Origin of the sequence: Rhodoplanes sp. Z2-YC6860 (assembly GCF_001579845.1) — a bacterium.
Classification (GTDB): domain Bacteria; phylum Pseudomonadota; class Alphaproteobacteria; order Rhizobiales; family Xanthobacteraceae; genus Z2-YC6860.
This window is the reverse complement of the sequence record NZ_CP007440.1, coordinates 1,698,329-1,719,109: the sequence shown is the minus strand read 5'-3', so window position 1 is coordinate 1,719,109 and position 20,781 is coordinate 1,698,329. Positions and strand designations below refer to the sequence as shown.

Sequence of the window (20,781 nt, the reverse complement as noted above, 5' to 3'; positions counted from 1 at the left end):
GGCGCCATGGACCTGTCGCCACTCGAAAACGAAATCCGAAAGCGCATCAAGCTCGCCGGACCGATGCCGATCCGGCAGTTCATGACGATGTGCCTGACCCATCCGGATTACGGCTACTACGTCACCCGCGATCCGTTCGGAGTGTCCGGCGATTTCATCACGTCGCCCGAGATCAGCCAGGTGTTCGGCGAATTGATCGGGCTCTGGGCCGCATCGGCGTGGCACATGATGGGTCAGCCGGAGAATGTGCGGCTCATCGAGCTTGGCCCCGGCCGCGGCACCATGCTGATCGATGCGATGCGCGCCGCGCAGGTGGTGCCCGCCTTCCGCGCGGCGATCGTGCTGCATCTGGTCGAGATCAACCCCAAGCTCCGCGAGCGGCAGCAGCAGATGCTCGGCACCATCGACGTGCCGGCGATGTGGCACGAGACGTTCGACGAGGTGCCCGACGGGCCTGCCATCATCCTTGCCAACGAGTTCTTCGACGCGCTGCCGATCAACCAGGCGATCAAGCAGTTCAACGGCTGGTACGAGCGCGTGGTCGAGGTCGATGCCTCCGGCAATCTGGCATTCGGAATCGCGAGCGACGTGATCCCGTTGTTCGACCAGTTGGTGCCACCAGCCGTGCGCGACGCGCCGGTCGGCTCGATCTACGAATGGCGCACCGACAACCTCGCGCTCGCCATCGGCCAGCGCATGAGGCGTGAACTGGGTGCGGCGCTGATCATCGACTACGGGCATCTGAAGAGCGCGGCCGGTGACACCTTGCAGGCGGTCGGCAACCACAATTTCGTCAGCGCGCTGCACAATCCCGGCGAGGTCGATCTCACAGCGCACGTCGATTTCGAGGCGATTGCTTCGACCGCGGACAGCATGGGCGCACGCATTCACGGTCCGGTCGATCAGGCGCGGCTGTTGCGCAATCTCGGCATCGAGAAGCGCGCCGCCGCGCTGAAAACCTATGCGTCGCCCGAGAAGGGCGCGGAGATCGACAGCGCCTGCCAGAGGCTTCTCGGCCAGGGCCGCGGCGGCATGGGCAGGCTGTTCAAGGCGCTGGCCATCACGCACCCGGATATGAAGACCGTCCCGGGCTTCGAGTAACAGAGACCAACCTGAATGCTCCAGGCCCGCTCGCTCACCGACCTGCCCGGTATCCGCCACGCTTTCTTCACGCGCACGGGCGGCGTGTCGGACGGCATCTATGAAAGCCTGAACGGCGGGCTCGGCTCCGGCGACGCGCCGGCGAAGGTCGCGGAGAACCGCGCCCGGATGGCGGCGGCCATTGGCGTGACGCCGGAGAACTTTCTCAGCGTCTATCAGATCCATTCGCCGAATGTGGTGGTGGCCGATGCGCCGTGGCCGGCCGCGGAGCGGCCGCGCGCCGACGCCATCGTGACCCGCACGCCGGGGCTGGGCGTTGGCATCGGCACCGCCGACTGCGGTCCCGTGCTGTTCGCCGACGGCGAGGCGCGCGTGGTCGGCGCGGCCCATGCCGGCTGGCGCGGCGCGCTGACCGGCGTGCTCGAAGCAACCATCCACGAGATGGAGCGGCTCGGCGCCAAGCGCGAGCGCATCGCCGCCGCGGCGGGTCCGATGATCAGCCAGCGCAATTACGAAGTCGGCCAGGATTTGATCGATCGGTTTCTGGCCGACGACAAGACCAACGCGCGCCACTTCGCCAAAGGCGAACGCGCCGGTCACGCCATGTTCGATCTGCCGGGCTATGTGGTCGAACGCCTGAAGCGGGCAGGCCTGACGCAGATCGAAAATCTCGGCCTCTGCACTTACGGCGATCCGGCGCAGTTCTATTCGTACCGGCGCTCGACGCATCGCAAGGAGCCGGACTACGGCCGGCACATCAACGCGATCGCGATCAATAGCGAATAGAATCAATCTTCTATTCGCTGTTCGCTCCTCCACAGCCTCGACCGATTCCAGTTCGGTGCGATGGACCGCGGCGGCAAATGCCGCTACCGTTCGCAGGGGTATGGTCCGGTCGTCTCGATTCAAATGAGAAGACGGCGGTCCAGCAGGGGTCGTCAATGCGGTGCGGTGGAGTCCGGCGCGCGTTCTGCGTGCCGACGCGTCTGTCACACGAGTCTGTGTCGCGCCTGGCCGGCGTCGTGGCTGCAGCCCTGCTCGCAGCGCTCGTGGCCGGTTGCGCGTCGCAACAGGCGGCGCAATTCGCGCCGACGACCGTGGCCTCGGTCCAGGGTGCAACCATCACCTTCGATTCGATCGACGGCCCTCCGCCCGAGGTGTTCAAGAAGCTCGTCGCCTCGCTGAACGAGGAGGCCGCGGCCCGCCAGATCGCCGTGGTGCCGCGGCAGGCCGCTGCGACCTTCCGGGTTCGCGGTTATGTCACAGCCCTGGTCGACCGCGACAAGACCTCGTTCTCCTGGGTCTGGGACGTTTATGACGCCGACAAGCACCGGGCGTTGCGCATCAACGGCGAGGAACCGGCCGGCGCCCACCGCGGCAAGGATGCTGGTAAGGACGCTTGGACGGTGGCCGACGAGCGGGTGCTGCGCGACATCTCCCGGGCCGGCATGGAGCGGATCGCGACCTTCCTGGCAACGCCCGGCCAGGCTCAGCCCCCGGTCACCGAGCCGCTGCTGCCGGTGCTGGTGTCAAATCGCGACGATTCGCCGGAAGCTGCCGGCATTTTCCGGACAACGGCCGTTTCCGAGCCCGAATCCACGCCCCAAAGCGAGCCACCGGCTGAGGCGACCAGCAAGGCGCCTGCGCCTTCAGCGACCCCCGCCAGGCGGCGCCCGGCGGCGGCTGCACCCGCCACCCGGTCAGCCGCCGTGACACCCGCGGTCCTCGAACAATAGGCGGATCACCGTCCCGGCTGTTGCCGGCAGGCCCGCATCGGAAAAACTTGCGGGACAATGAAACCCCGCATATTGCAAGGGCTCGGAGCCCCTTGGTACACCCCGTCAATGCTGCGTACGCTGATCGACCCCCAGGAGCGCGCCATGGCGGCCAAGAACGGAGCAATCAAGCTCGTCGCCGGCAACTCCAATCCCAAGCTGGCCGAGGCCATTGCCTCCTACCTCGCGACGCCGATGGCGGCGGCGGTGGTGCGGCGCTTCGCCGACATGGAGGTGTTCGTCGAGATCCAGGAGAACGTCCGCGGCGCCGACGTCTTCGTGATCCAGTCGACGTCCTATCCGGCCAACGACCACCTCATGGAGCTGCTGATCATCATCGATGCGCTGCGCCGCTCTTCAGCGCGCCGCATCACCGCGGTGGTGCCGTATTTCGGCTATGCCCGGCAGGATCGTAAGCCCGGGCCGCGCACGCCGATCTCGGCCAAGCTCGTCGCCAACCTGATCACCAATGCGGGCGCCGACCGCGTGATGACGCTCGACCTGCACGCCGGTCAGATCCAGGGCTTCTTCGACATCCCGACCGACAACCTGTTCGCTTCGCCGGTGATGGTCCGCGACATCAAGGAGCACTACAAGCTCGACAACCTGATGGTGGTGTCGCCCGACGTCGGCGGCGTGGTGCGCGCCCGCGGCCTTGCCAAGCGCATCAACGCGCCGCTCGCCATCATCGACAAGCGGCGCGAGCGCGCCGGCGAATCCGAAGTCATGAATGTGATCGGCGATGTCGCCGGCCGCACCTGCATCCTGATCGACGACATCGTCGACTCCGGCGGTACGCTGGTGAACGCCGCCGAGGCTCTGATCAAGAACGGCGCCGAAGCGGTAACCGCCTACATCACGCACGGCGTGTTGTCGGGCGGCGCGGTGGCGCGTGTCACGGCATCGAAGCTCAAAGAACTGGTCATCACGGATTCCATCCAGCCGACCGAAGCGGTGCGCGTGGCGCGCAACATCCGCGTGCTGTCGATCGCGACGCTGATCGGCGAAGCGATCGGCCGCACCGCCGCCGAAGAATCCGTCTCCAGCCTGTTCGATTAACAATCTATCCACATTCAAACCGGCGGCCTGACAGCCCGAGAATCGAGCCTCTATGCAGGTTCTCGCGTTACCTGTGAATTGCGCGACGATTCAATGACTTCGTTGTAGCACCCCAGCGTTGCGGGCCGAGTCGAACCGCGTATATTCAGTCCTGCAAGCGATTCGCGGCGATCGAGTCAATGGATCGTCGGTTCGGAGACCTTGCGTCTCACCGGAACGGTGTCGGAGTCATCGCGTGCCGTATTGCGTCGCGTGCGCGTGAGTTTGCGCGCGCCAGCTCACTTCCAGGCGACTGAAACAGGATACGGCATGGCGCAATTCCAGCTTCCAGAGCAGTCTCGAGCGAATCCGCTCGACGTGGTCGAGAGGATCGCGGCGATCAACGATTGGTCGTTCGAGCGCGCTGGCGAGGACGAGATCACGATGCTGGTTGGCGGCCGCTGGAGTGACTACCAGGTGTCGTTCACCTGGATGCACGACATCGAAGCGCTGCATCTGGCCTGCGCCTTCGACATCAAGGTGCCGGAGCGCCGCCGCAACGAGGTGCAGCGGCTCATCGCCATGATCAACGAGCAGCTCTGGGTCGGGCACTTCGACCTGTGGAGCAGCGACGGCATGGTGATGTTCCGCCATTCGCTGGTGCTGGCCGGCGGCGTCGACGCCACGAGCCAGCAGTGCCAGGCGCTGCTGGCGAGCGCGCTGGAGGCTTGCGAGGGCTATTTCCCGGCCTTCCAGTTCGTGGTCTGGGCTGGCAAGCCGGCTCGCGCCGCGCTGGACGCTGCGATGTTCGAGACCTCGGGCGAGGCTTAAGCCTTTTCGCACTGCTCTATCCACGTCATGGCCGGGCTTGTCCCGGCCATCTCGTTTAGGGAGGCACAACTGTGCCATCCTTATCGAGATGCCCGGCCCAAGGCCGGGCATGACAGCGGAGCAAGTGCGCCATCATGCCGAAATTGCCAACACCAAACTCCCTCGCCTCCATTCCCGGCACGTTGGTGCTGGTCGGCGCCGGCAAGATGGGCGGCGCCATGCTCGACGGCTGGCTCGCCCGTAAGCTGCCGCCGAAGAAGGTCGTCATCATCGACCCGCAGCCGTCGAAGCAGATCAAGGCGCTGGCCAGGCGCGGCGTCCGCATCAACCCCAAGGACGCAATCGCTAACGTCGCCGCCATGGTGCTCGCGGTGAAGCCGCAAACAGCACCCGATGTGCTGCCGACGCTTGCGTCGCTCGCAGGACCCAAGACTGTCGTGGTCTCGATCATGGCCGGCCGGCCGCTCGGCTTCCTCGAAAAGCATTTCGGAACGTCCGCCGTGGTGCGCGCCATGCCGAACACACCGGCCGCGATCGGCCGCGGCATCACGGTCGCGGTCGGCAATGCCAAAGTGAAAGCGCCGGCGAAGAAGCTTGCGCATGGCCTGCTCGCCGCGACCGGCTCGGTCGAATGGGTCGACGACGAAGCGCTGATGGATGCCGTCACCGCGGTGTCGGGCTCGGGTCCCGCTTATGTCTTCCTGCTCGCCGAAGCGATGGCGCAGGCAGGCTTAGCCGCAGGGTTGCCGAAAGAGCTTGCCGAGAAGCTCGCGCGCGAAACCGTCGCAGGCTCGGGCGAGCTTCTCCACCGCTCGCCGCTTCCGGCCGCGACGTTGCGCCAGAATGTGACATCGCCCGGTGGCACCACGGCTGCCGCGCTTGATGTGCTGATGAGCGCGGATGGCGTGCCGCCGCTGATGACCAAGGCGATTGCGGCGGCGACGCGGCGAGGCAAGGAGCTTGCCGGGTAGCGTCGCCTTGCTTGAGTTGCCTTGGAATGGCCGGGCCGCAGCACTAAGTTAGCAGCAATGTAACCAGGAGGCGCGTCATGGCCCGCAAAGCCGCCCGTTCCAAAGCCCGCCGCTCCACTCCCGCCGCCCCGCCGCCCGCCGACACGCCTCGCGCAAAAATCGTCGAAGCCTTCATGGCGCTGCTCGCCGAGCAGCCCATCGAGAAGATCGGATTTGCCGATCTCGCTGAGCGCGCCGGTGTCTCGCTCGCCGAATTGCGCGGTGAATTCTCCTCGACGATGGCGATTCTGGCCGCTCACGTGAAGGATCTCGACCGCCAGGTGCTCGCTGGCGGCGATGCCGATATGGATGAGGAAGACCCCCGCGAGCGGCTGTTCGACGTGCTGATGCGCCGCCTGGAACTGCTGGCGCCGCACAAGGAAGCGGTGCGCTCGCTGATGCGCTCGGCGCGGCGCAATCCGCCGCTGACGCTGGCGCTCAACGCCATGACGGTGCGCTCGCAGCAGTGGATGCTGACCGCGGCCGGCATCAACGCCTCGGGCCCGAAGGGCATGGTGCGAGCGCAAGGGCTGGCGATGCTGTTCGCCAATGTGCTGCGCACCTGGGTCGATGACGACGACGATCAGACCAAGACGCTGGCGGCGCTCGACAGCCAGCTGGCGCGCGGCCAGCGCCTCGTCGGCCTACTCGACGAACTCTTGCGCATTCCCGAAGCCGCTTGCGCGTTCCGTGACCGGCTGCGCGGCGCCCGCAGAAGCCGCCGCGAGCGATATCGGGATGAAGATTACGACGACCGCATCGCGTTGTAGCGCGGTCTATTCGGCGGCAACCAGCGGCGTGGGCTTCGACAGGCCGCCGAAACGGCGGTCGCGGCGCCAGAAATCGGCGACGCAGGCGCCCAGGCCCTCGGCGTCAAAGTCGGGCCACAGCGCGTCGATGAAGCAAAGCTCCGCGTAGGCCGACTCCCAGAGCAGGAAATCCGACAACCGCTTCTCGCCTCCGGTGCGGATCAAGAGATCGACCTCATGGCCGCACGCGGCCTCGGGTCCTGCGAGAAAGCGATCGAAGGCTTCGCGCGACGGCAGATGATCGGGCTGCCAGCGCGCCGCCGCGGCCGCGATCGCATCGCGTGACGAATAATCGAGCGCGATCCGCACATGCAGCCGCGTACCCGTCGACGACGCCTGCTCGGCCTGGGTGATCTCCTCGGCCAGGCCGTCCGGCAGCCGGTCGCGCCGGCCGATCACGGTGAGCCGCACGCCGTTGTCGATCAGCCGGGCCAGCTCGGCGCGCAGATAGTGCCGCAGCAGCGCCATCAGCGCGCTCACCTCCTGCGAAGGCCTGCGCCAGTTGTCGGACGAGAACGCGAACAGCGTGAGCGTTCCGATGCCAAGGTCGGGCGCGGCCTCGACCACGCGCCGCACCGTCTGTACGCCGGCACGATGGCCGGCGGAGCGCGGCAGGCCGCGTCGCGTCGCCCAGCGGCCGTTGCCGTCCATGATGATCGCCACGTGCAGGCGACCCTGCTGCACCATCTCGCTTTGCATTACAAAGTCTCCATGTAAAAATTTTTCAAGTCGGTTTCAGCTTGCCGAGGCCGAGCGACGCGAGATCCGTCACACCGGCGCTTTTGGCCGCGCGCGCAGCGTCGCGCACCACCTGCTCCAGCACCTTGAGATATTCGACATAGCGCTTGCGGCCGAGCGCAGTGATCCGGCAGGTGGTCTGCGGGCGGTTGTGCTCGTAGCCCTTCACGATCTCGATCAGCTTGGCTTCTTCCAGCACCGCCAGATGCCGGCTGAGATTGCCGTCGGTGAGCGCGCACATCTTCTTGAGTTCGCCGAACACAACCCCTTTGGGATGGGCGATCAGCGAGGTCAGCACGCCGAGCCGGGCCTTCTCGTGAATGACGCGGTCGAGCCCGTCATAGGCGAAGCGGCCGCTTTGATCGTTCTTCTGGTTATTGTCCGGCATCGCCGTCCTCAGTGCTGGTGTCGCCCACGCCCCAATAGAGAATCGCAGCCATGGCAAGCTGCCCCGCTCCAAACGGCAGCGCCATGGCCCAGGGCGAGAGCGCGTGCACGCCGTGGGCGTAAGCGAGACATGCCAGGCCCGAACCGAGATACCAGACGCCGACCGCGAACATCGGCTTCGGCAGCGAGCGGCACGAGGCGATGAAGCCCAGGCTGAAGATCAGTTGCCACAGCCCGGGCAGCATCCACAGCGTGTCGGGCGCAAAGCGAAACAGCACGAAGGTGAGAAGCGCGCCGGCAACGCCTGCCGGAATGAACTGTTCGGTCGCGGCATGGATCATCTCATCGGCGATCCCGGAATGAATCCATCGCGTGCGCGCGATCATCTCGCTGCCGATCAGGATGACGCAGATGACAGCAGTCGCGATCCACAGCATCAGATAGCCGGCCATTTCGGCCGCAGGATCAGGCAGCCAGAGCTGCTGCGCCACGCCCGCGGCGACCGCAAGCACCGCGGTCGCCGCCACCGTCATAGGACCATAGCCGCGGAACTCGGCACCGCGCGCCACCTGGGTGCGAATCTCGGCGATGTCGGCCAAAGCCCGTTCAAGGTCTTTCATCGGCCCCCATGGCATCGGGCGGAACTTTACAACGCAAAGTACACTGAGCTGTAAATAGCGGCAACGGCTTTTTCAAGGCGACGGGCTGAATGGTTAGCGACCGACGCTTTTCAATGCGAGAACGCGGCCGCCCAGCGCGATCGCGAGCGCCAGGATCATCAGCATACCGCCAATCGCAAACGTGATCCGCATCCCCATGGCCAACGCGTTGGGCTGCGCCGTTGCGACATCGTGCGCCGACGATGCGAGAGCGAACACGGCGCCCATCACCGATGCACCGGTGATGAGCCCAAGATTGCGGGACAGATTGAGCATGCCGGAGACGACGCCGCGCTGCTGCGGCTGAATATCGGTCATGACCGTCGTGTTGTTCGCGGCTTGGAACACCGCATAACCGCCGGTCATGATCGCCAGCGACGCGACATAGCTCGCGATGCCATCGGGCAGCAACGACAGAAGGAAGCACCCGGCCGCGATCCCGGCGAGTCCGACGAAGATCATCCGCTCGGCGCCGAAACGGTCCGCGATGCGGCCGGCCGGCACTCCGGTGAACGCTGCGACCAGCGGACCAACGGAGAGAACGAGCCCGACGAGGGCCGCCTGAAGTCCGAACGCGCCGGCGAGATAGAACGGCCCGACCACCAGCGTTGTCATCATGACGGTCGAGACCAGCACGCTCGTCGCGAGGCCGGCGCTCAAGACCGGATTGTCGAACATCTTGAGCCGGACCAGCGGTGAAGAGGCCTTCCCCTCGACGAGCACGAACACGCCCGCGCCAATCAACGCTGCCGACAGCAACGCAACATTGAGCGCGCCGAAGCTGCCACGACCCAACGTCATCGCAAGCGCATAGGCCGCAAGCGTCAACGCCAGGAGCAGCGTGCCTGGATGGTCGAAGCCTGCCCGCTCGGGCTGCCGCGGGCGATCTGCAGGCAGATACCGATACGCGAGCAGCAAGGTGAGCAGGCCCAACGGCACGTTGATCAGAAAGATCGCCCGCCAGCCGAAACCTGCAATCAACGCACCGCCGAGCGACGGACCCAGCGTGGTGCCGATCGCCGACATGGTGCCGAGCAGGCCCATGGCGCTGCCGGTTTTCTCTTTGGGCACTGTGTCGCTCACGAACGCCATGGTGAGCGCCATCATCACGGCCGCACCAAGCCCTTGCGCGGCGCGGGCGGCGATCAGCAGCCAGAGCGTCGGCGCCAGACCGCACAGGATCGAAGCGAGCGTGAACAGCGTGAGCCCGGCGAGCAGCAGACGGCGGCGACCCACGAGATCGCCGAGCCGCCCGGCGCTGACGATCAGCGTGGTAACCGCCAGAAGATAAGCGAGCACGACCCACTGCACGGCCTGGAACGAGGCACCGAACGCCTGCGCCAGCGTCGGCAGACCGACATTGGCGATGCTGGTGCTGAGCGACGACAGCAGCATGGAGAGCGACAGGCTCGCCAACACCTGGCGAGCGGAGAATGACTGTTCTGCGCTCACGGCCTGCGCCTCGCCTTGCCCTGCAACGGTCGGTTTCAACGTCAACTCCGAGATCTGGCCCCGCGGTCCAAATCTAGCCCCTGCGGCGATATGGCGTAAGATGCACGAGTTGCATGTTATTCGTGCGTTCAACGCCACATCGCTTCCAAACCATGCTATGCATCCATCATGCCGCGGCCCGATCTCAATCTGCTGGTGACCCTCGACGTGCTGCTCGCCGAAGGCAGCGTGGCGCGCGCCGCGCACAAGCTGCGGCTGAGCCCGTCGGCGATGAGCCGCGCGCTGGCGCGGTTGCGCGACACGATGGGCGATCCGCTGCTGGTCCGCGCCGGACGCGGCCTCGTGCCGACCCCGCGCGCGCTCGAGCTTCGCGGGCGCGTCGGCCAGCTGGTGCAGGACGCCGATGCGGTGTTGAGCCCCACCGAGGCGCTGGACATCAAAGAGCTCAACCGCACCTTCACGCTGCGGACCAGCGAAGGGTTTGTTGAGAGCTTCGGACCCGACCTTATTGCCCGCGTCGGCCGGGAAGCGCCGCGTGTGCGGCTGCGCTTCATGCAGAAGGCCAGCAAGGACTCGACGCCGCTGCGCGACGGCACGGTCGATCTGGAAACCGGCGTGGTCGGGGATTCCATCGGTCCGGAGGTGCGCGCGCAGGCGCTGTTCCGCGACCGGTTCATCGGCGTGGTGCGAAAGGGCCATCCGCTGAGCCGCGGCAAGATCACCACCGCCCGCTATGCGGCCGGCCGGCACGTCATCGTCTCGCGGCGCGGGCTCGACAACGGCCCGATCGACGAAGCCTTGCAGCCGCTCGGGCTCGAACGGCAGATCGTCACCATCGTCGGCGGCTTTGCCACCGCGCTGGCGCTGGCGCGCTCGTCGGACCTCATCGCCAGCGTGCCCGAACGCCACACCGGCAGCCTGCGTGCCGGGATGCATAGCTTTCGCCTTCCCGTCGCGGTGCCCGAGATCACGATTTCGCTAATCTGGCATCCGCGGCTCGACGCTGCCCCCGCGCATCGCTGGCTTCGCGGCTGCGTGCGCGACGCCTGCATGAAGCGGACCGCCGGTCGGCCATAGAGACATCACAAAGCCGGCGGTTTAGTTTTGCGGCTTACTTCCTTGCCTCATGCTTTCGCGCTTCAAGAGAAACACCATGACCATCAACCGGCGCCGGTTTCTCCATCTCGCGGCGTCCTCTGTGGTTGCGCCGGCGTTGATCGGCCGCGCGGCCGGGCAGGAACGGACCTGGCGGAGCGGTACGCCGTTCACGCTGGGCGTTGCGGCCGGCTGTCCACGGCCGACCGGCTTTGTGCTGTGGACGCGGCTCGCGCCGGAGCCTTTCGTTTCCGAGTCCGGCCTGCTTGGCGGCATCAGCGGACCGACGATCGACGTCGGTTACGAGATCGCACGCGACGATGCGTTCCAGGACATCGCGGTGCGCGGCATCACGTCGGCCGACCGGGATTTCGCCTATTCGGTGCATCTGGAGGTCGACGGCCTCGAGCCCGGCCGGCCCTATTGGTACCGCTTCATGAGCGGCGAGGCTGTGAGCCGCACCGGACGCGCCATGACGGCGCCGGCCGCGGGCGCCGATCTCGATCGCCTGCGCTTCGGCACCGTATCCTGCTCGCATTATGAGCTTGGCTATTTCTCGCCCTATCGGCATCTCGCCGACGAGCATCCCGATCTCGTGATGTATCTCGGCGACTACATCTACGAATACATCGAGAAGCGGCATCCGACCGTGCGGGCGCACAGCGACGGTGTCGAGGCGACGACGTTGCCGACCTACCGCAATCGCTACGCGCAGTATCACACCGATCCCGACCTGCAGCGGCTGCGCGCCGAGGCGCCGGGGCTGATCACCTGGGACGACCACGAGGTCGAGAACGACTACGGCGACCAATGGTCGGCGAACTTCATCGCGCCGGAGCAGTTCCTGCTGCGCCGCGCCGCGGCCTACCGGGCCTTCTACGAGCACATGCCGCTGTCTCCGCGGCTGTCGCGGCCCAATGGCCCGAGCATGCGCATCTACGACCGCTTCGATTTCGGTAAGCTGGCACGGGTCTCGATGCTCGACGGCCGGCAGTATCGCTCGCGCGGGGCGTGCTATGGGCCGCCGCGCAAGGGGCGCGGTCATCTCGAGACCGCGGCCAGCTGTCCGGAGCTGTTCGACGAAAACCGCTCGATACTCGGCACCGAGCAGGAGGGATGGCTGTATCTCGGCTTCGCGCAATCACCGGCGCGCTGGAACATCCTCGGCCAGGACGTGATGATGGCACGGCTTCGCACCAATGAGGGCGATCTGCGCGACGCCCATTGGACCGACGCGTGGGACGGCTATCCATCGAACCGCGCGCGGGTGCTGCAGCACATCAGCGACGCCAAGGTCAGCAATCCGGTGGTGTTCAGCGGCGATATTCACTCGTACTGGACCAACGACCTCAAGCTCGATTTCGACAAGCCGAGTTCGCCAGTGGTGGCGACCGAATTCGTCGGCACATCGGTCACCGCAACGCCGCCGCCGGAAGAGCAGATGCGGCGCTATGCGCGGGACAATCCGCACATCCGTTTCTTCGAGCCCAAATTCCGCGGCTATGTGTCGGTGGATCTGACGCGCGAGCGGATGCAGACGCGCTATCGCACGGTGTCGGATGTCACCGATCCGCAGGCCACGGTGTCGACACTGAAGAGCTATGTGGTCGAGAGCGGAAAGGCCGGGGCGATCGAGGGCTAATAGAGCCCCACGGTCATTCCGGGGCGCGAGCGCAGCGAGCGAACCCGGAATCCAGACGCAAGCGCCGCCTTCTCGAATGGATTCCGGGTTCGCGCCTTCGGCGCGCCCCGGAATGACTCGTTGCTACACCGGCACCCTCACCCGCACGCGCAGGCCGCCGAGCGGGCTCGAATCCAGCGTGATGTCGCCACCATGCGAGCGGGCGATATCGCGGGCGATGGCGAGGCCGAGACCCGTGCCGCCCTCGTCCTGATTGCGCGCGTCGTCGAGCCGCAGGAACGGCTTGAACACGTCCTCGCGCAGATGCGTCGGAATGCCGGGGCCGTCGTCGTCGACCGTGACGGTGAGATAGCGATGGTCGCGGTGCCCGGTGATGTCGATGGTGTCGGCAAAGCGCGCGGCATTCGACACGAGATTGCCGAGGCAGCGCTTGAAAGCCGCGGGCTTCACGGTGACGATCGGATAGCCGTGGAACGCCACGTTGGTCTGGTGGCCGTTGCGCTCGGCGTCGGTCTTCAGCTCATCGAGGAATTCGGCCATGTCGGTCGGTTCGGCCTGCTCGCCGGTGTCGCCGCGGGCAAATGACAGATAGGCCTCGAGCATGCGGCCCATCTCGTCGACGTCCTTCTTCATCGCCTCGATCTCAGGGCTGTCGCCGAGCAGCGCCAGTTCAAGCTTGAAGCGCGTGAGGATGGTGCGCAGGTCATGCGACACGCCTGCGAGCATCGCGGTGCGCTGCTCCATGGCGCGCTCGATACGCTGCCTCATCTCCATGAACGCCTGCGCCGCACGCCGCACCTCGCGGGCGCCGCGCGGCTTGAAGTCCGGCGCATCGCGGCCCTTGCCGAAGCTCTCGGCGGCGTCGGCCAGCCGAAGGATGGGCCTGATCTGGTTGCGCAGAAAGCCAATGGCCACCGTGAGCAGCACCAGCGATGTGCCGACCATCCAGAGCAGGAAGATCTCCGAGTTCGACGCGTAGGCTGCGCTCCGTCGCGCGAACACCCGCATCACGGCGTTATCGAGCTGGACCCTGACCTCGACCAAATTGGAACGGCCCACCGTGTCGATCCAGAACGGCCGGCCGATCTGCTTGCGCAATTCCACCGACAACGCCTGATCGAGCAGCGAGAAGAACGGCTTCGGTCCCGGCGGCGGCATGTCGGCGAGCGGCAGGAAATCGACCGTCAGCCCCATGCGGTTCTGCGCGATCCCCCTCAGTCGCGAAAAATCGGGGTCCTGCGGATAGACCCGCGTCATCTCGGCGAGCGAGGCGATGTCGCCGACCACGGCGGCCGAGAGGTTGCGCGTCACCAGATTCCAGTGCCGCTCCATGAACACGAAGGCGACCACCGACTGCAGGATCACCATCGGCGCGATGATGATCAGCAGCGCGCGAGCGTAGAGACCTTTCGGCAGCCAGTGCTTGAGCCAGGCGTCGAAACGCTTCCAGCGCTCCGTTGCGTGAAATGCCGCAGACCGGACATGGGACGCCGCCGTGCGCAAATGTGCGAGGCCGACGTCAAGGCTCGTCATGGCGAAATCACCAGCCGGTAACCGGTGCCGCGCACCGTCTGAATGAACAGCGGATTGGTCGGATCGACCTCGATCTTGCGGCGCAGCCGGTTGATCTGCACGTCGACCGCGCGCTCGTTGACGCTGCCGCCGTTGCCGGCGAGCGCCGCACGCGGCACGGTCTCACCGGGTGCGCTCGAAAGCACAGTGAGCATCTCGCGCTCGCGGTCGGTGAGGCGGATCGCCTCTTCGCCGCGGCGCAGTTCGGCGCGCGCGATGTGATAGACGAACGGACCGAAGCGCGCCGACTCTGGTGGCGGCGTCGCCGCGGGCTTGGCGCGCTTGAGGATGTTGGCGATGCGCAGCGCCAGTTCGCGCGGCTCGAACGGCTTGGAGACGTAATCGTCGGCGCCGATCTCCAATCCGGCGATACGACTCTCGGCGCCGTCGCGCGCGGTCAGCATCAGGATCGGCACAGCGGACGACTTGCGGATGTCGCGGGCGAAATCGAAGCCGTTCTCGCCGGGCATCATCACGTCGAGAACGAGCAGATCGAAGCTGAGGCTCGACAGCTTGGCGCGGGCCATCGCCGCGCTGTCGGCGGTGCTGATGCGATAGCCTTCGGTCGAGAGGAAGCGCGACAAGAGATCGCGGATGCGGCGATCGTCGTCGACCACGAGCAGATGCGGCGCGTCGTCCGCCGGCGGAATCGGGATGGGCACTGCGGCCATGACCATGCTCAAGCCTTCGACCGCCGCGCCCGGTCGGCGCGGGCGATCAGTTTCTGCACGTCGTCGCGGCCGTCGGCGTCGATCATCGCGGTGAGAAAGCGCCGCGCCGCTTCATGGGCATGCGGCCCGATCTCGTTCAGCGCGCGCGCGATCCGTTCGGTCTGCAGGCCTGCAAGCTTCATGGCGAGTTGCTCGCCCTTCGGTGTGACATAAAGAAGGCGCTGGCGGCGGTCGTTCTCGCCCTCCTTCTGCAACACATAGCCCTCGTCGACCAGTTGCTTGAGCACACGACCCAGCGATTGCTTGGTGATCTTGAGGACGTCGAGCAGGTCGGCAACCATCATGCCGGGGTGACGATTGACGAAGTGCAGTACCCGGTGATGCGCGCGGCCGAAGTTGAACCGCGTCAGCACGTCGTCCGGGTCGCTGACGAAGTCCCGATAGGCGAAGAACAACAGTTCGATGATGTCCCAGATCGGCTCCTGGGAAGGGCCGCCCTCGCTTGAATCGGCCGCTGCCGGCTGATTCATGCTGGAAAAATTTATGTCAGCCATGTTGACATATTTCGGTTCTATTGTTACCTAAACTGGCGCCTTGACGAAAGGATCGTACCGGGCAGCCGGGTTTCGATGGTTGACATTGAACCGGCTCGGGAAGCGCGCTCTATGATGATCCGGCCCGCAACATATCGACAGACGGGCCGGGACGCAAAAGCGGCACGTGGCCGCAAAAAGTCCGGCAGGGCCTTCAATCTCTGCCCGGCAGCATGGGTTTGACTGAGCTTTTTGGAGGAATGCCATGGCGGTGCCATTCGACCAACGTCCCGACCTGATCTGGATGGACGGCAAGCTCGTGCCGACATCCGAGACCCAGATCAGCGTTCTCACCCACGGGCTGCACTATGCGAGCTGCGTGTTCGAGGGCGAGCGGGCCTATGGCGGCGTCATCTACAAGGGCACCGAGCATTCGGAGCGGCTGAAGCGCTCCGCCAACATTCTCGACTTCGAGATCCCCTATTCGGTCGCCGAGATCGATGCCGCCAAGCGGCAGGTGCTCGACCGCAACAACCAGAAGGAAGCCTACGTGCGCGCCATCGCTTGGCGCGGCTCGGAGCAACTCGGCGTCTCGGCGCAGCAGAACAAGATTCATCTCGCGGTCGCGACCTGGGAGTGGCCGAGCTATTTCGACCCGGCCCAGCGGCTGAAAGGCATCCGGCTTGATCTCGCCGAGTACCGCCGGCCCGATCCGGCGACCGCTCCGGCGATGGCCAAGGCCGCGGGCCTCTACATGATCTGCACGATCTCCAAGCATCGCGCCGAGCGCAAAGGCTATGCCGACGCGATGATGCTCGACTGGCAGGGTCGCGTCGCCGAATGCACCGGCGCCAACATCTTCTTCATCAAGGACGGCAAGATCCACACGCCGATCGCCGATTGCTTCCTGGCCGGCATCACGCGCGCGACCGCGATCATGCTGGCGAAGAAGCGCGGCATCGAGGTGATCGAACGGCGCATCATGCCGGACGAACTGTCGGGCTTCTCCGAGTGCTTCATCACGGGCACCGCAGCTGAAGTCACAGCCGTGTCCGAGATCGAGCAGTGGAAGTTCACGCCGGCCGCGATCACCAAGCAGCTGATGGACGACTACACCGCGGAAGTGCAGCCGAAGGGCGGCAAGGCCGCAGCGGCGTAACAGGTCGTCATTCCGGGGCGGCGCGCAGCGCCGAACCCGGAATCCAACCGCAAACACCGACATTGGTTCTGGATTCCGGGTTCGCTCGCCATAGCGCGTCGAAGACGCGCGTGAACGCGCTCATGGCGAGCGCCCCGGAATGACGGCCGGTGCTCCCCGAAGCTGGCCGGCATCCAGCCAGAACACTTCGCCGCTGCTTTCTTCCGTATCGAGCCAGAGAAACCTGAGCTTCGGATAGGCGCGCTCCAGCGCCTCGCGGCCGCGGCCGATCTCACACAGCAGACCGCCGTTCCTGGTGAGATGCCGCCCGGCCTCGTCGATGATCCGCCGCACGATGTCCAATCCATCTGTGCCGCCGTCGAACGCCATGGCGGGCTCGTGCCGGCACTCCGGCGGCAGGCCTTTCATGCCGGCATCGTCCACATAGGGCGGATTGGAGATGATCAGGTCGTAGCGTTTATCCGCCACCGGCGCGAACAGATCGCCGCGCAGGACGCGCAGGCGCTTTTTCAACTTGTGTTCGGCGGCGTTGCGCCGGGCGACCTCAATGGCGTCCTTCGACAGTTCGACCGCGTCGACCTTGGCGCCGCGAAACCGCATCGCCGAAAGAATCGCGAGACAGCCCGAACCGGTGCAAAGGTCGAGCACGCTGCCGACCGCTTCCGCGTCCGGCAGCAGCGAAAAACTCTGACCGGCGAACAATTCGCTGGCGAGAACCTCGCCGAGAAACGACCGCGGCACGATGGCGCGCTCGTCGATGTAAAACGGCACACCGAGCATATAGATGCGCTTGAGCAGATAAGCCGTCGGCTTGCGTGTCCGGATGCGCCGGTCGACCAGCCTGGCGATCTTCTTCTGCTTGGCGGCCGCGACCGGCATCTCGGCGCGGGCCGCAATGAAATGCGGATGAATGCCGAGCGTCTCTGCCACGATGAATGCCGCTTCGGCGATGGGATCGACGGTCCCGTGAGCAAAGACCAGTTTGGCGCGCTTCAAATCAGCCGCGACGGAACGGACCAGGCTCGCCACCGTCACCGGCTTGGCCGGCACGCCGCGCTTTCGCTTCAAAGTCTTACGCACGTTCAATGGCGCTCCGCGATCGGGGCCGACGGCTCCGCAGGACGAAGCAGCGTGACGTAGCGCACCGGATTGATCGCCGCAAACTCCGACATCCGCTCTTCGACCACGCGGCGGCGGCGTTGCGAGGCGTTGCGGAGCAGCAGTTCGCCGTTGCGGCCGAACGCCACCAGACCAGTGTGATAGTAGTCGAGGCCCGCCCTGCCCGACGTGAAGCCGACGATGTCGCCCGGCTCCAGCAGCCTGGCATTGTCCATCATGGCCGCCTTGCTGATGGCCTTGATCGAGACACGGCGCTTGCCGAGCTCACCATGCCAGGTCAGCGTCTTTTCGTACGTCACCGACGGCTCGATTGCGATCGGGCGGCAAACGCCGTTCGCGATGTTGCGCTGGCACCACTCGGCCCAATAGTGGTTGCGCTGCTCGTACTGCACCCGGCCCCGGTCGTAGCGGATCTTGCGAAGGACGGTTTCGAACTCGCCCATGTCGTGCGCCAGTGCCGCGGCCAGCACCACCTCGCAATAGGTGACGCAGTCGAAGGCGTCGTCGCGCACCACGAATTTTTCCGGAGAGCCGGGACTGCCGATCAGCGTGTTGGCCTGATAGCTGATGCCGAGAAGCTTGCCGGAAATGTAGTCCATCCGCTGCGACACGCGCGGCAGAGGTCCCGCTTCGGCAATCAACCGCTCGATCAGAGCCGCGCGCGCGGCGAATGCCGGCCGGAAGAGCCCCAACAGCGGCAGACCGACCGCAAGCCGCAACAGATTCCGGCGACTGGTTGTGGGCTGCATCGCCATCAAATTATCACAGCGGCGCGGCGCCGCCAGCAAAGTCCGATCAATACCTGATGAGCACCAGGCGGCTGTTGCCGGATTCGGCGCCCCAGGCCTCGCCGGGGCGGCTCGCCATCTGCCGCACTTGCGCACCGCGTTCGCTGCTCGGGAAGGTTTCGAACCTCTCGGTGACCGGATCGAAGCGGACGATCGCGTTGGTCATGAAATCGGTCAGCCAGACCTTGTCCTCGTTGTCGACATGGACCGAATAGCAGCTGGCACCGGGATTGCCCGGCAAAAGCCAGGTTTTCCAGGCCTTCGCCTGCGGATCGTAGCGGCCGACCTCACCGGACTGCCAGAAGCTGACCCAGAGCAGCCCTTTGGAATCCGACCACACCCGGCGCGGGCCGATGCCCTTCTTCGGCGGCTCGAAGATCGCGACATTGCCGTTCGACTTGTCGATCCGGCCGAGATGGTCGCCCGCAAGCGCCACGTACCAGACCTCGTTCGACGGCGTCACCGTGATGCCGTAGCTGCCCCGGCGCGGCGACTTCCAGCTTTGGACCTTTCCGGTCTTGGGGTCGACAGAACCGTGCACGCCATTCTGCCCGGTGAACCAATAGACGCCGTCCTTGTCGAACACGCCGGTGTTGAGATTGGCGTTCGGCATCTGCGGCGGCAGCGCGAAGTAGTCGAACTTTTTCGCTTTGACGTCGTAGCGCACGACGGCGTTCAAGCCGCCGTCGGTCAGCCAAGGCGAGCCGTCGGGACCGACGATCACGCCGTGCGGCGCCGAGCCTGAGCCGATCGAGATGCGTTCGTCCTTGCCGGTCTTAGGATCGACCCTGCCGAGCGCGCCCTTCATCTGCGCTGAGTAGTAGACGCTGCCGTCCGGCGCCGGCGCGACGTCATGCGGGCCCGATCCAGGCGCGACCGGAAAGTAGCTGACGTGATTCTCGGCCGTGGCTGACGTTACGAAGGCCAGCGTCGTCAATGATAGTGCGAGTGTCCGAAGCATGGTGTCGTCCCCTCACCACGTGTTCGACAAAAAAACGGAGCCGTCCGCTATTCCGCGGCTTCGCTACCGGGCGGCTTGTCCCAGCGCGCGGCGGCCGCATCGTCGGCGCCCTTGGCCTCGACCCAGGCCGTGCCGGCCTTGCGCTCGACCTGCTTCCAGAACGGCGCCTTGGTCTTGAGATAATCCATCAGGAACTCGGCCGCGGCGAAGGCCGCCTCGCGATGCGACGACGCCGTGACCACAAGAACGATGTTTTCGCCAGGCTCGATCCGGCCATAGCGATGGATCACGGTGACGCCCATCAGCGGCCAGCGCGACTTGGCTTCTTCCACGTGCCGCGCGATCTCGGCTTCGGCCATTCCGGGATAGTGCTCGAGCGTCAGCGCGGCGATCGGCTCGCCGGATTCAGCACCGCGGCAGATGCCCGCAAACGTCACCACCGCGCCGATATCGGTGCGCCCACGCGTCAACGCCGCCTGCTCGGCTGCGGCGTCGAAGTCCTCGCGTTGAAGGCGCACGGTGGTCTGCATCATCCACCCGGATCAGCCGCCTGTCATCGGCGGAAAGAACGCGATTTCACACGCACCGGCAATCGCCGTGTCCGGACGCACGTGATGCTTGTCGATCGCGGCGCGGATCGATTTCGCCTGCTCGAAAGCGTGGGCGTATTCCTCGCCGCGGCCGCCGAGCCAGCGGATCAGCTCAGCCACGGTCTTCACATCGGCGGGCGGCGCGAGTTCCTCCTCGGCCTTGCCGATCCGTTCACGCACCCAGGCGAAATACAGAAGCTTCATCAGTCGATCATATGCCGCAAACCGGCCCGCATGTAGTCCCAGCCGGTATATAGCGTGACCAGCGCGGACAACCAGAGCAGCGCGAGGCCCATATTGGTGATCACCGGAAGGTCGTGCCTCACCAGGTCGGAGGCGAGCTTATCGCCGGCCTCGCCGCAAATCAGGAAGCCCACCGCAACGAGCTGCCAGGTGGTCTTCCATTTGGCGAGCCGCGACACCGGCACGCTCACCCGCAGTTCGGCGAGGTATTCGCGCAGCCCCGACACCAGAATCTCGCGGCACAGGATGATCACGCCGGCGAGCAGCGACCAGCCGCGGATCGTCTCCTCGGCGGCGAGCATCAAGAGGCAGGCCGAGATCAGGAGCTTGTCGGCGATCGGATCGAGCATCTTGCCGAGCGACGACTGCTGGTCGTAGGCGCGCGCGATGTAGCCATCGAGCAGGTCGGTGATGGCTGCCGCGATGAATACGCCAAGCGCGGTCCAGCGCAGCCACAAACCGCCGTCCAAGATGCTGTAGGAATACATCAACCCGACAACGACCGGCACCGCGGCGATCCGGCCGTAGGTCAGAAGGTTGGCCAGCGCGAGCGGCCGCGCCGGCAAGCGAGGGCTGGAAACGGTATCCATCGTCTCTGCCACCATAGG

23 protein-coding genes are annotated in these 20,781 nt (G+C 65.7%); 10 read left to right on the top strand and 13 right to left on the bottom strand.

Annotation, left to right across the window (positions count from 1 at the left end; all coding sequences use genetic code 11):
• The first annotated feature begins 6 nt into the window (after positions 1–6).
• The 7 genes from RHPLAN_RS07970 to RHPLAN_RS07940 all read left to right on the top strand — a co-directional run bounded on the left by RHPLAN_RS07970 (position 7) and on the right by RHPLAN_RS07940 (position 6,525).
• Positions 7–1,101, top strand: coding sequence for a class I SAM-dependent methyltransferase (locus RHPLAN_RS07970; protein ID WP_068015722.1), 1,095 nt, complete (start codon positions 7–9; stop codon positions 1,099–1,101).
• Between the two features lie 15 nt (positions 1,102–1,116).
• A complete protein-coding gene (gene pgeF, locus RHPLAN_RS07965; RefSeq protein WP_068015720.1) occupies positions 1,117–1,887 on the top strand; it encodes a peptidoglycan editing factor PgeF in 771 nt (256 codons plus the stop codon).
• Between the two features lie 188 nt (positions 1,888–2,075).
• Positions 2,076–2,837, top strand: a complete 762-nt coding sequence (locus RHPLAN_RS07960) for a hypothetical protein (protein ID WP_157100131.1) — start codon at positions 2,076–2,078, stop codon at positions 2,835–2,837.
• 144 nt (positions 2,838–2,981) lie between these two features.
• Complete coding sequence (locus tag RHPLAN_RS07955) at positions 2,982–3,935, top strand: ribose-phosphate pyrophosphokinase (RefSeq protein ID WP_068030802.1); 954 nt, start codon at positions 2,982–2,984, stop codon at positions 3,933–3,935.
• Between the two features lie 309 nt (positions 3,936–4,244).
• Positions 4,245–4,745: a type III secretion system chaperone family protein gene (locus RHPLAN_RS07950; RefSeq protein WP_068015713.1), complete on the top strand. Its 501-nt coding sequence runs from the start codon at positions 4,245–4,247 to the stop codon at positions 4,743–4,745.
• A 134-nt stretch (positions 4,746–4,879) separates the two neighbouring features.
• On the top strand, positions 4,880–5,716 hold the full coding sequence (gene proC / locus RHPLAN_RS07945; protein ID WP_068015712.1) for a pyrroline-5-carboxylate reductase: 837 nt from the start codon (positions 4,880–4,882) through the stop codon (positions 5,714–5,716).
• 77 nt (positions 5,717–5,793) lie between these two features.
• A complete protein-coding gene (locus tag RHPLAN_RS07940; RefSeq protein WP_068015711.1) occupies positions 5,794–6,525 on the top strand; it encodes a hypothetical protein in 732 nt (243 codons plus the stop codon).
• Between the two features lie 6 nt (positions 6,526–6,531).
• Here RHPLAN_RS07940 and RHPLAN_RS07935 read toward each other — a convergent pair whose 3' ends face one another.
• From RHPLAN_RS07935 to RHPLAN_RS07920, 4 genes are all read right to left on the bottom strand, one after another.
• Positions 6,532–7,263, bottom strand: coding sequence for a di-trans,poly-cis-decaprenylcistransferase (locus tag RHPLAN_RS07935; protein ID WP_068015710.1), 732 nt, complete (start codon positions 7,261–7,263; stop codon positions 6,532–6,534).
• A gap of 25 nt (positions 7,264–7,288) precedes the next feature.
• Positions 7,289–7,690 (bottom strand): transcriptional regulator, encoded by a 402-nt coding sequence (locus RHPLAN_RS07930; protein WP_068015709.1) that lies wholly within the window; start codon positions 7,688–7,690, stop codon positions 7,289–7,291.
• Positions 7,677–8,309 carry a hypothetical protein gene (locus RHPLAN_RS07925; RefSeq protein ID WP_068015708.1) on the bottom strand — a complete coding sequence of 211 codons (633 nt, stop codon included), beginning with the start codon at positions 8,307–8,309 and terminating at the stop codon, positions 7,677–7,679. The genes RHPLAN_RS07930 and RHPLAN_RS07925 overlap by 14 nt, the downstream gene beginning before the upstream one ends.
• 93 nt (positions 8,310–8,402) lie before the next feature.
• Positions 8,403–9,839: an MFS transporter gene (locus tag RHPLAN_RS07920; protein ID WP_068030797.1), complete on the bottom strand. Its 1,437-nt coding sequence runs from the start codon at positions 9,837–9,839 to the stop codon at positions 8,403–8,405.
• Positions 9,840–9,968: 129 nt separating this feature from the next.
• On the opposite strand from RHPLAN_RS07920, the gene RHPLAN_RS40100 reads away from it, so the two are divergent.
• Both RHPLAN_RS40100 and RHPLAN_RS07910 read left to right on the top strand, forming a co-directional pair.
• On the top strand, positions 9,969–10,877 hold the full coding sequence (locus tag RHPLAN_RS40100; protein WP_068015707.1) for a LysR family transcriptional regulator: 909 nt from the start codon (positions 9,969–9,971) through the stop codon (positions 10,875–10,877).
• A gap of 76 nt (positions 10,878–10,953) precedes the next feature.
• Positions 10,954–12,537 carry an alkaline phosphatase D family protein gene (locus RHPLAN_RS07910; RefSeq protein WP_068030794.1) on the top strand — a complete coding sequence of 528 codons (1,584 nt, stop codon included), beginning with the start codon at positions 10,954–10,956 and terminating at the stop codon, positions 12,535–12,537.
• Positions 12,538–12,660: 123 nt separating this feature from the next.
• Here the strand turns inward: RHPLAN_RS07910 and RHPLAN_RS07905 are convergent, their stop codons facing one another.
• The 3 genes from RHPLAN_RS07905 to RHPLAN_RS07895 are packed head-to-tail and all read right to left on the bottom strand — an operon-like array spanning position 12,661 to position 15,334.
• Entirely contained in the window at positions 12,661–14,070 is a 1,410-nt protein-coding gene (locus tag RHPLAN_RS07905; protein WP_068015705.1) for an ATP-binding protein, read from the bottom strand.
• A complete protein-coding gene (locus RHPLAN_RS07900; RefSeq protein WP_442971809.1) occupies positions 14,067–14,780 on the bottom strand; it encodes a response regulator in 714 nt (237 codons plus the stop codon). Before RHPLAN_RS07900 ends, RHPLAN_RS07905 begins: the two co-directional genes overlap by 4 nt.
• Positions 14,781–14,788: 8 nt before the next feature.
• Positions 14,789–15,334: a MarR family winged helix-turn-helix transcriptional regulator gene (locus RHPLAN_RS07895; protein ID WP_068015701.1), complete on the bottom strand. Its 546-nt coding sequence runs from the start codon at positions 15,332–15,334 to the stop codon at positions 14,789–14,791.
• 244 nt (positions 15,335–15,578) lie between these two features.
• Between RHPLAN_RS07895 and RHPLAN_RS07890 the strand changes: the two genes are divergently transcribed.
• The gene (locus RHPLAN_RS07890) at positions 15,579–16,472 is read left to right on the top strand and encodes a branched-chain amino acid aminotransferase (protein WP_068015699.1); all 894 of its coding nucleotides are present in this window, start codon (positions 15,579–15,581) and stop codon (positions 16,470–16,472) included.
• Between the two features lie 120 nt (positions 16,473–16,592).
• On the opposite strand, the gene prmB is transcribed toward RHPLAN_RS07890, so the two are convergent.
• Genes prmB through pgsA form a run of 6 tightly spaced genes read right to left on the bottom strand, consistent with a single transcriptional unit; the run spans position 16,593 to position 20,763 of the window.
• Positions 16,593–17,558 (bottom strand): 50S ribosomal protein L3 N(5)-glutamine methyltransferase, encoded by a 966-nt coding sequence (prmB, locus tag RHPLAN_RS07885; RefSeq protein WP_084244509.1) that lies wholly within the window; start codon positions 17,556–17,558, stop codon positions 16,593–16,595.
• Positions 17,555–18,346: an N-acetylmuramoyl-L-alanine amidase-like domain-containing protein gene (locus tag RHPLAN_RS07880; protein ID WP_068015695.1), complete on the bottom strand. Its 792-nt coding sequence runs from the start codon at positions 18,344–18,346 to the stop codon at positions 17,555–17,557. Before RHPLAN_RS07880 ends, prmB begins: the two co-directional genes overlap by 4 nt.
• Positions 18,347–18,386: 40 nt before the next feature.
• Positions 18,387–19,340, bottom strand: coding sequence for a Vgb family protein (locus tag RHPLAN_RS07875; RefSeq protein ID WP_068015694.1), 954 nt, complete (start codon positions 19,338–19,340; stop codon positions 18,387–18,389).
• A gap of 47 nt (positions 19,341–19,387) precedes the next feature.
• Positions 19,388–19,873, bottom strand: coding sequence for a molybdenum cofactor biosynthesis protein MoaE (locus RHPLAN_RS07870; RefSeq protein ID WP_068015691.1), 486 nt, complete (start codon positions 19,871–19,873; stop codon positions 19,388–19,390).
• A 9-nt stretch (positions 19,874–19,882) separates the two neighbouring features.
• Positions 19,883–20,134, bottom strand: a complete 252-nt coding sequence (gene moaD, locus RHPLAN_RS07865) for a molybdopterin converting factor subunit 1 (RefSeq protein ID WP_068015688.1) — start codon at positions 20,132–20,134, stop codon at positions 19,883–19,885.
• Positions 20,134–20,763, bottom strand: coding sequence for a CDP-diacylglycerol--glycerol-3-phosphate 3-phosphatidyltransferase (gene pgsA, locus RHPLAN_RS07860; RefSeq protein ID WP_068030791.1), 630 nt, complete (start codon positions 20,761–20,763; stop codon positions 20,134–20,136). The genes moaD and pgsA overlap by 1 nt, the downstream gene beginning before the upstream one ends.
• Between the last annotated feature and the right edge of the window lie 18 nt (positions 20,764–20,781).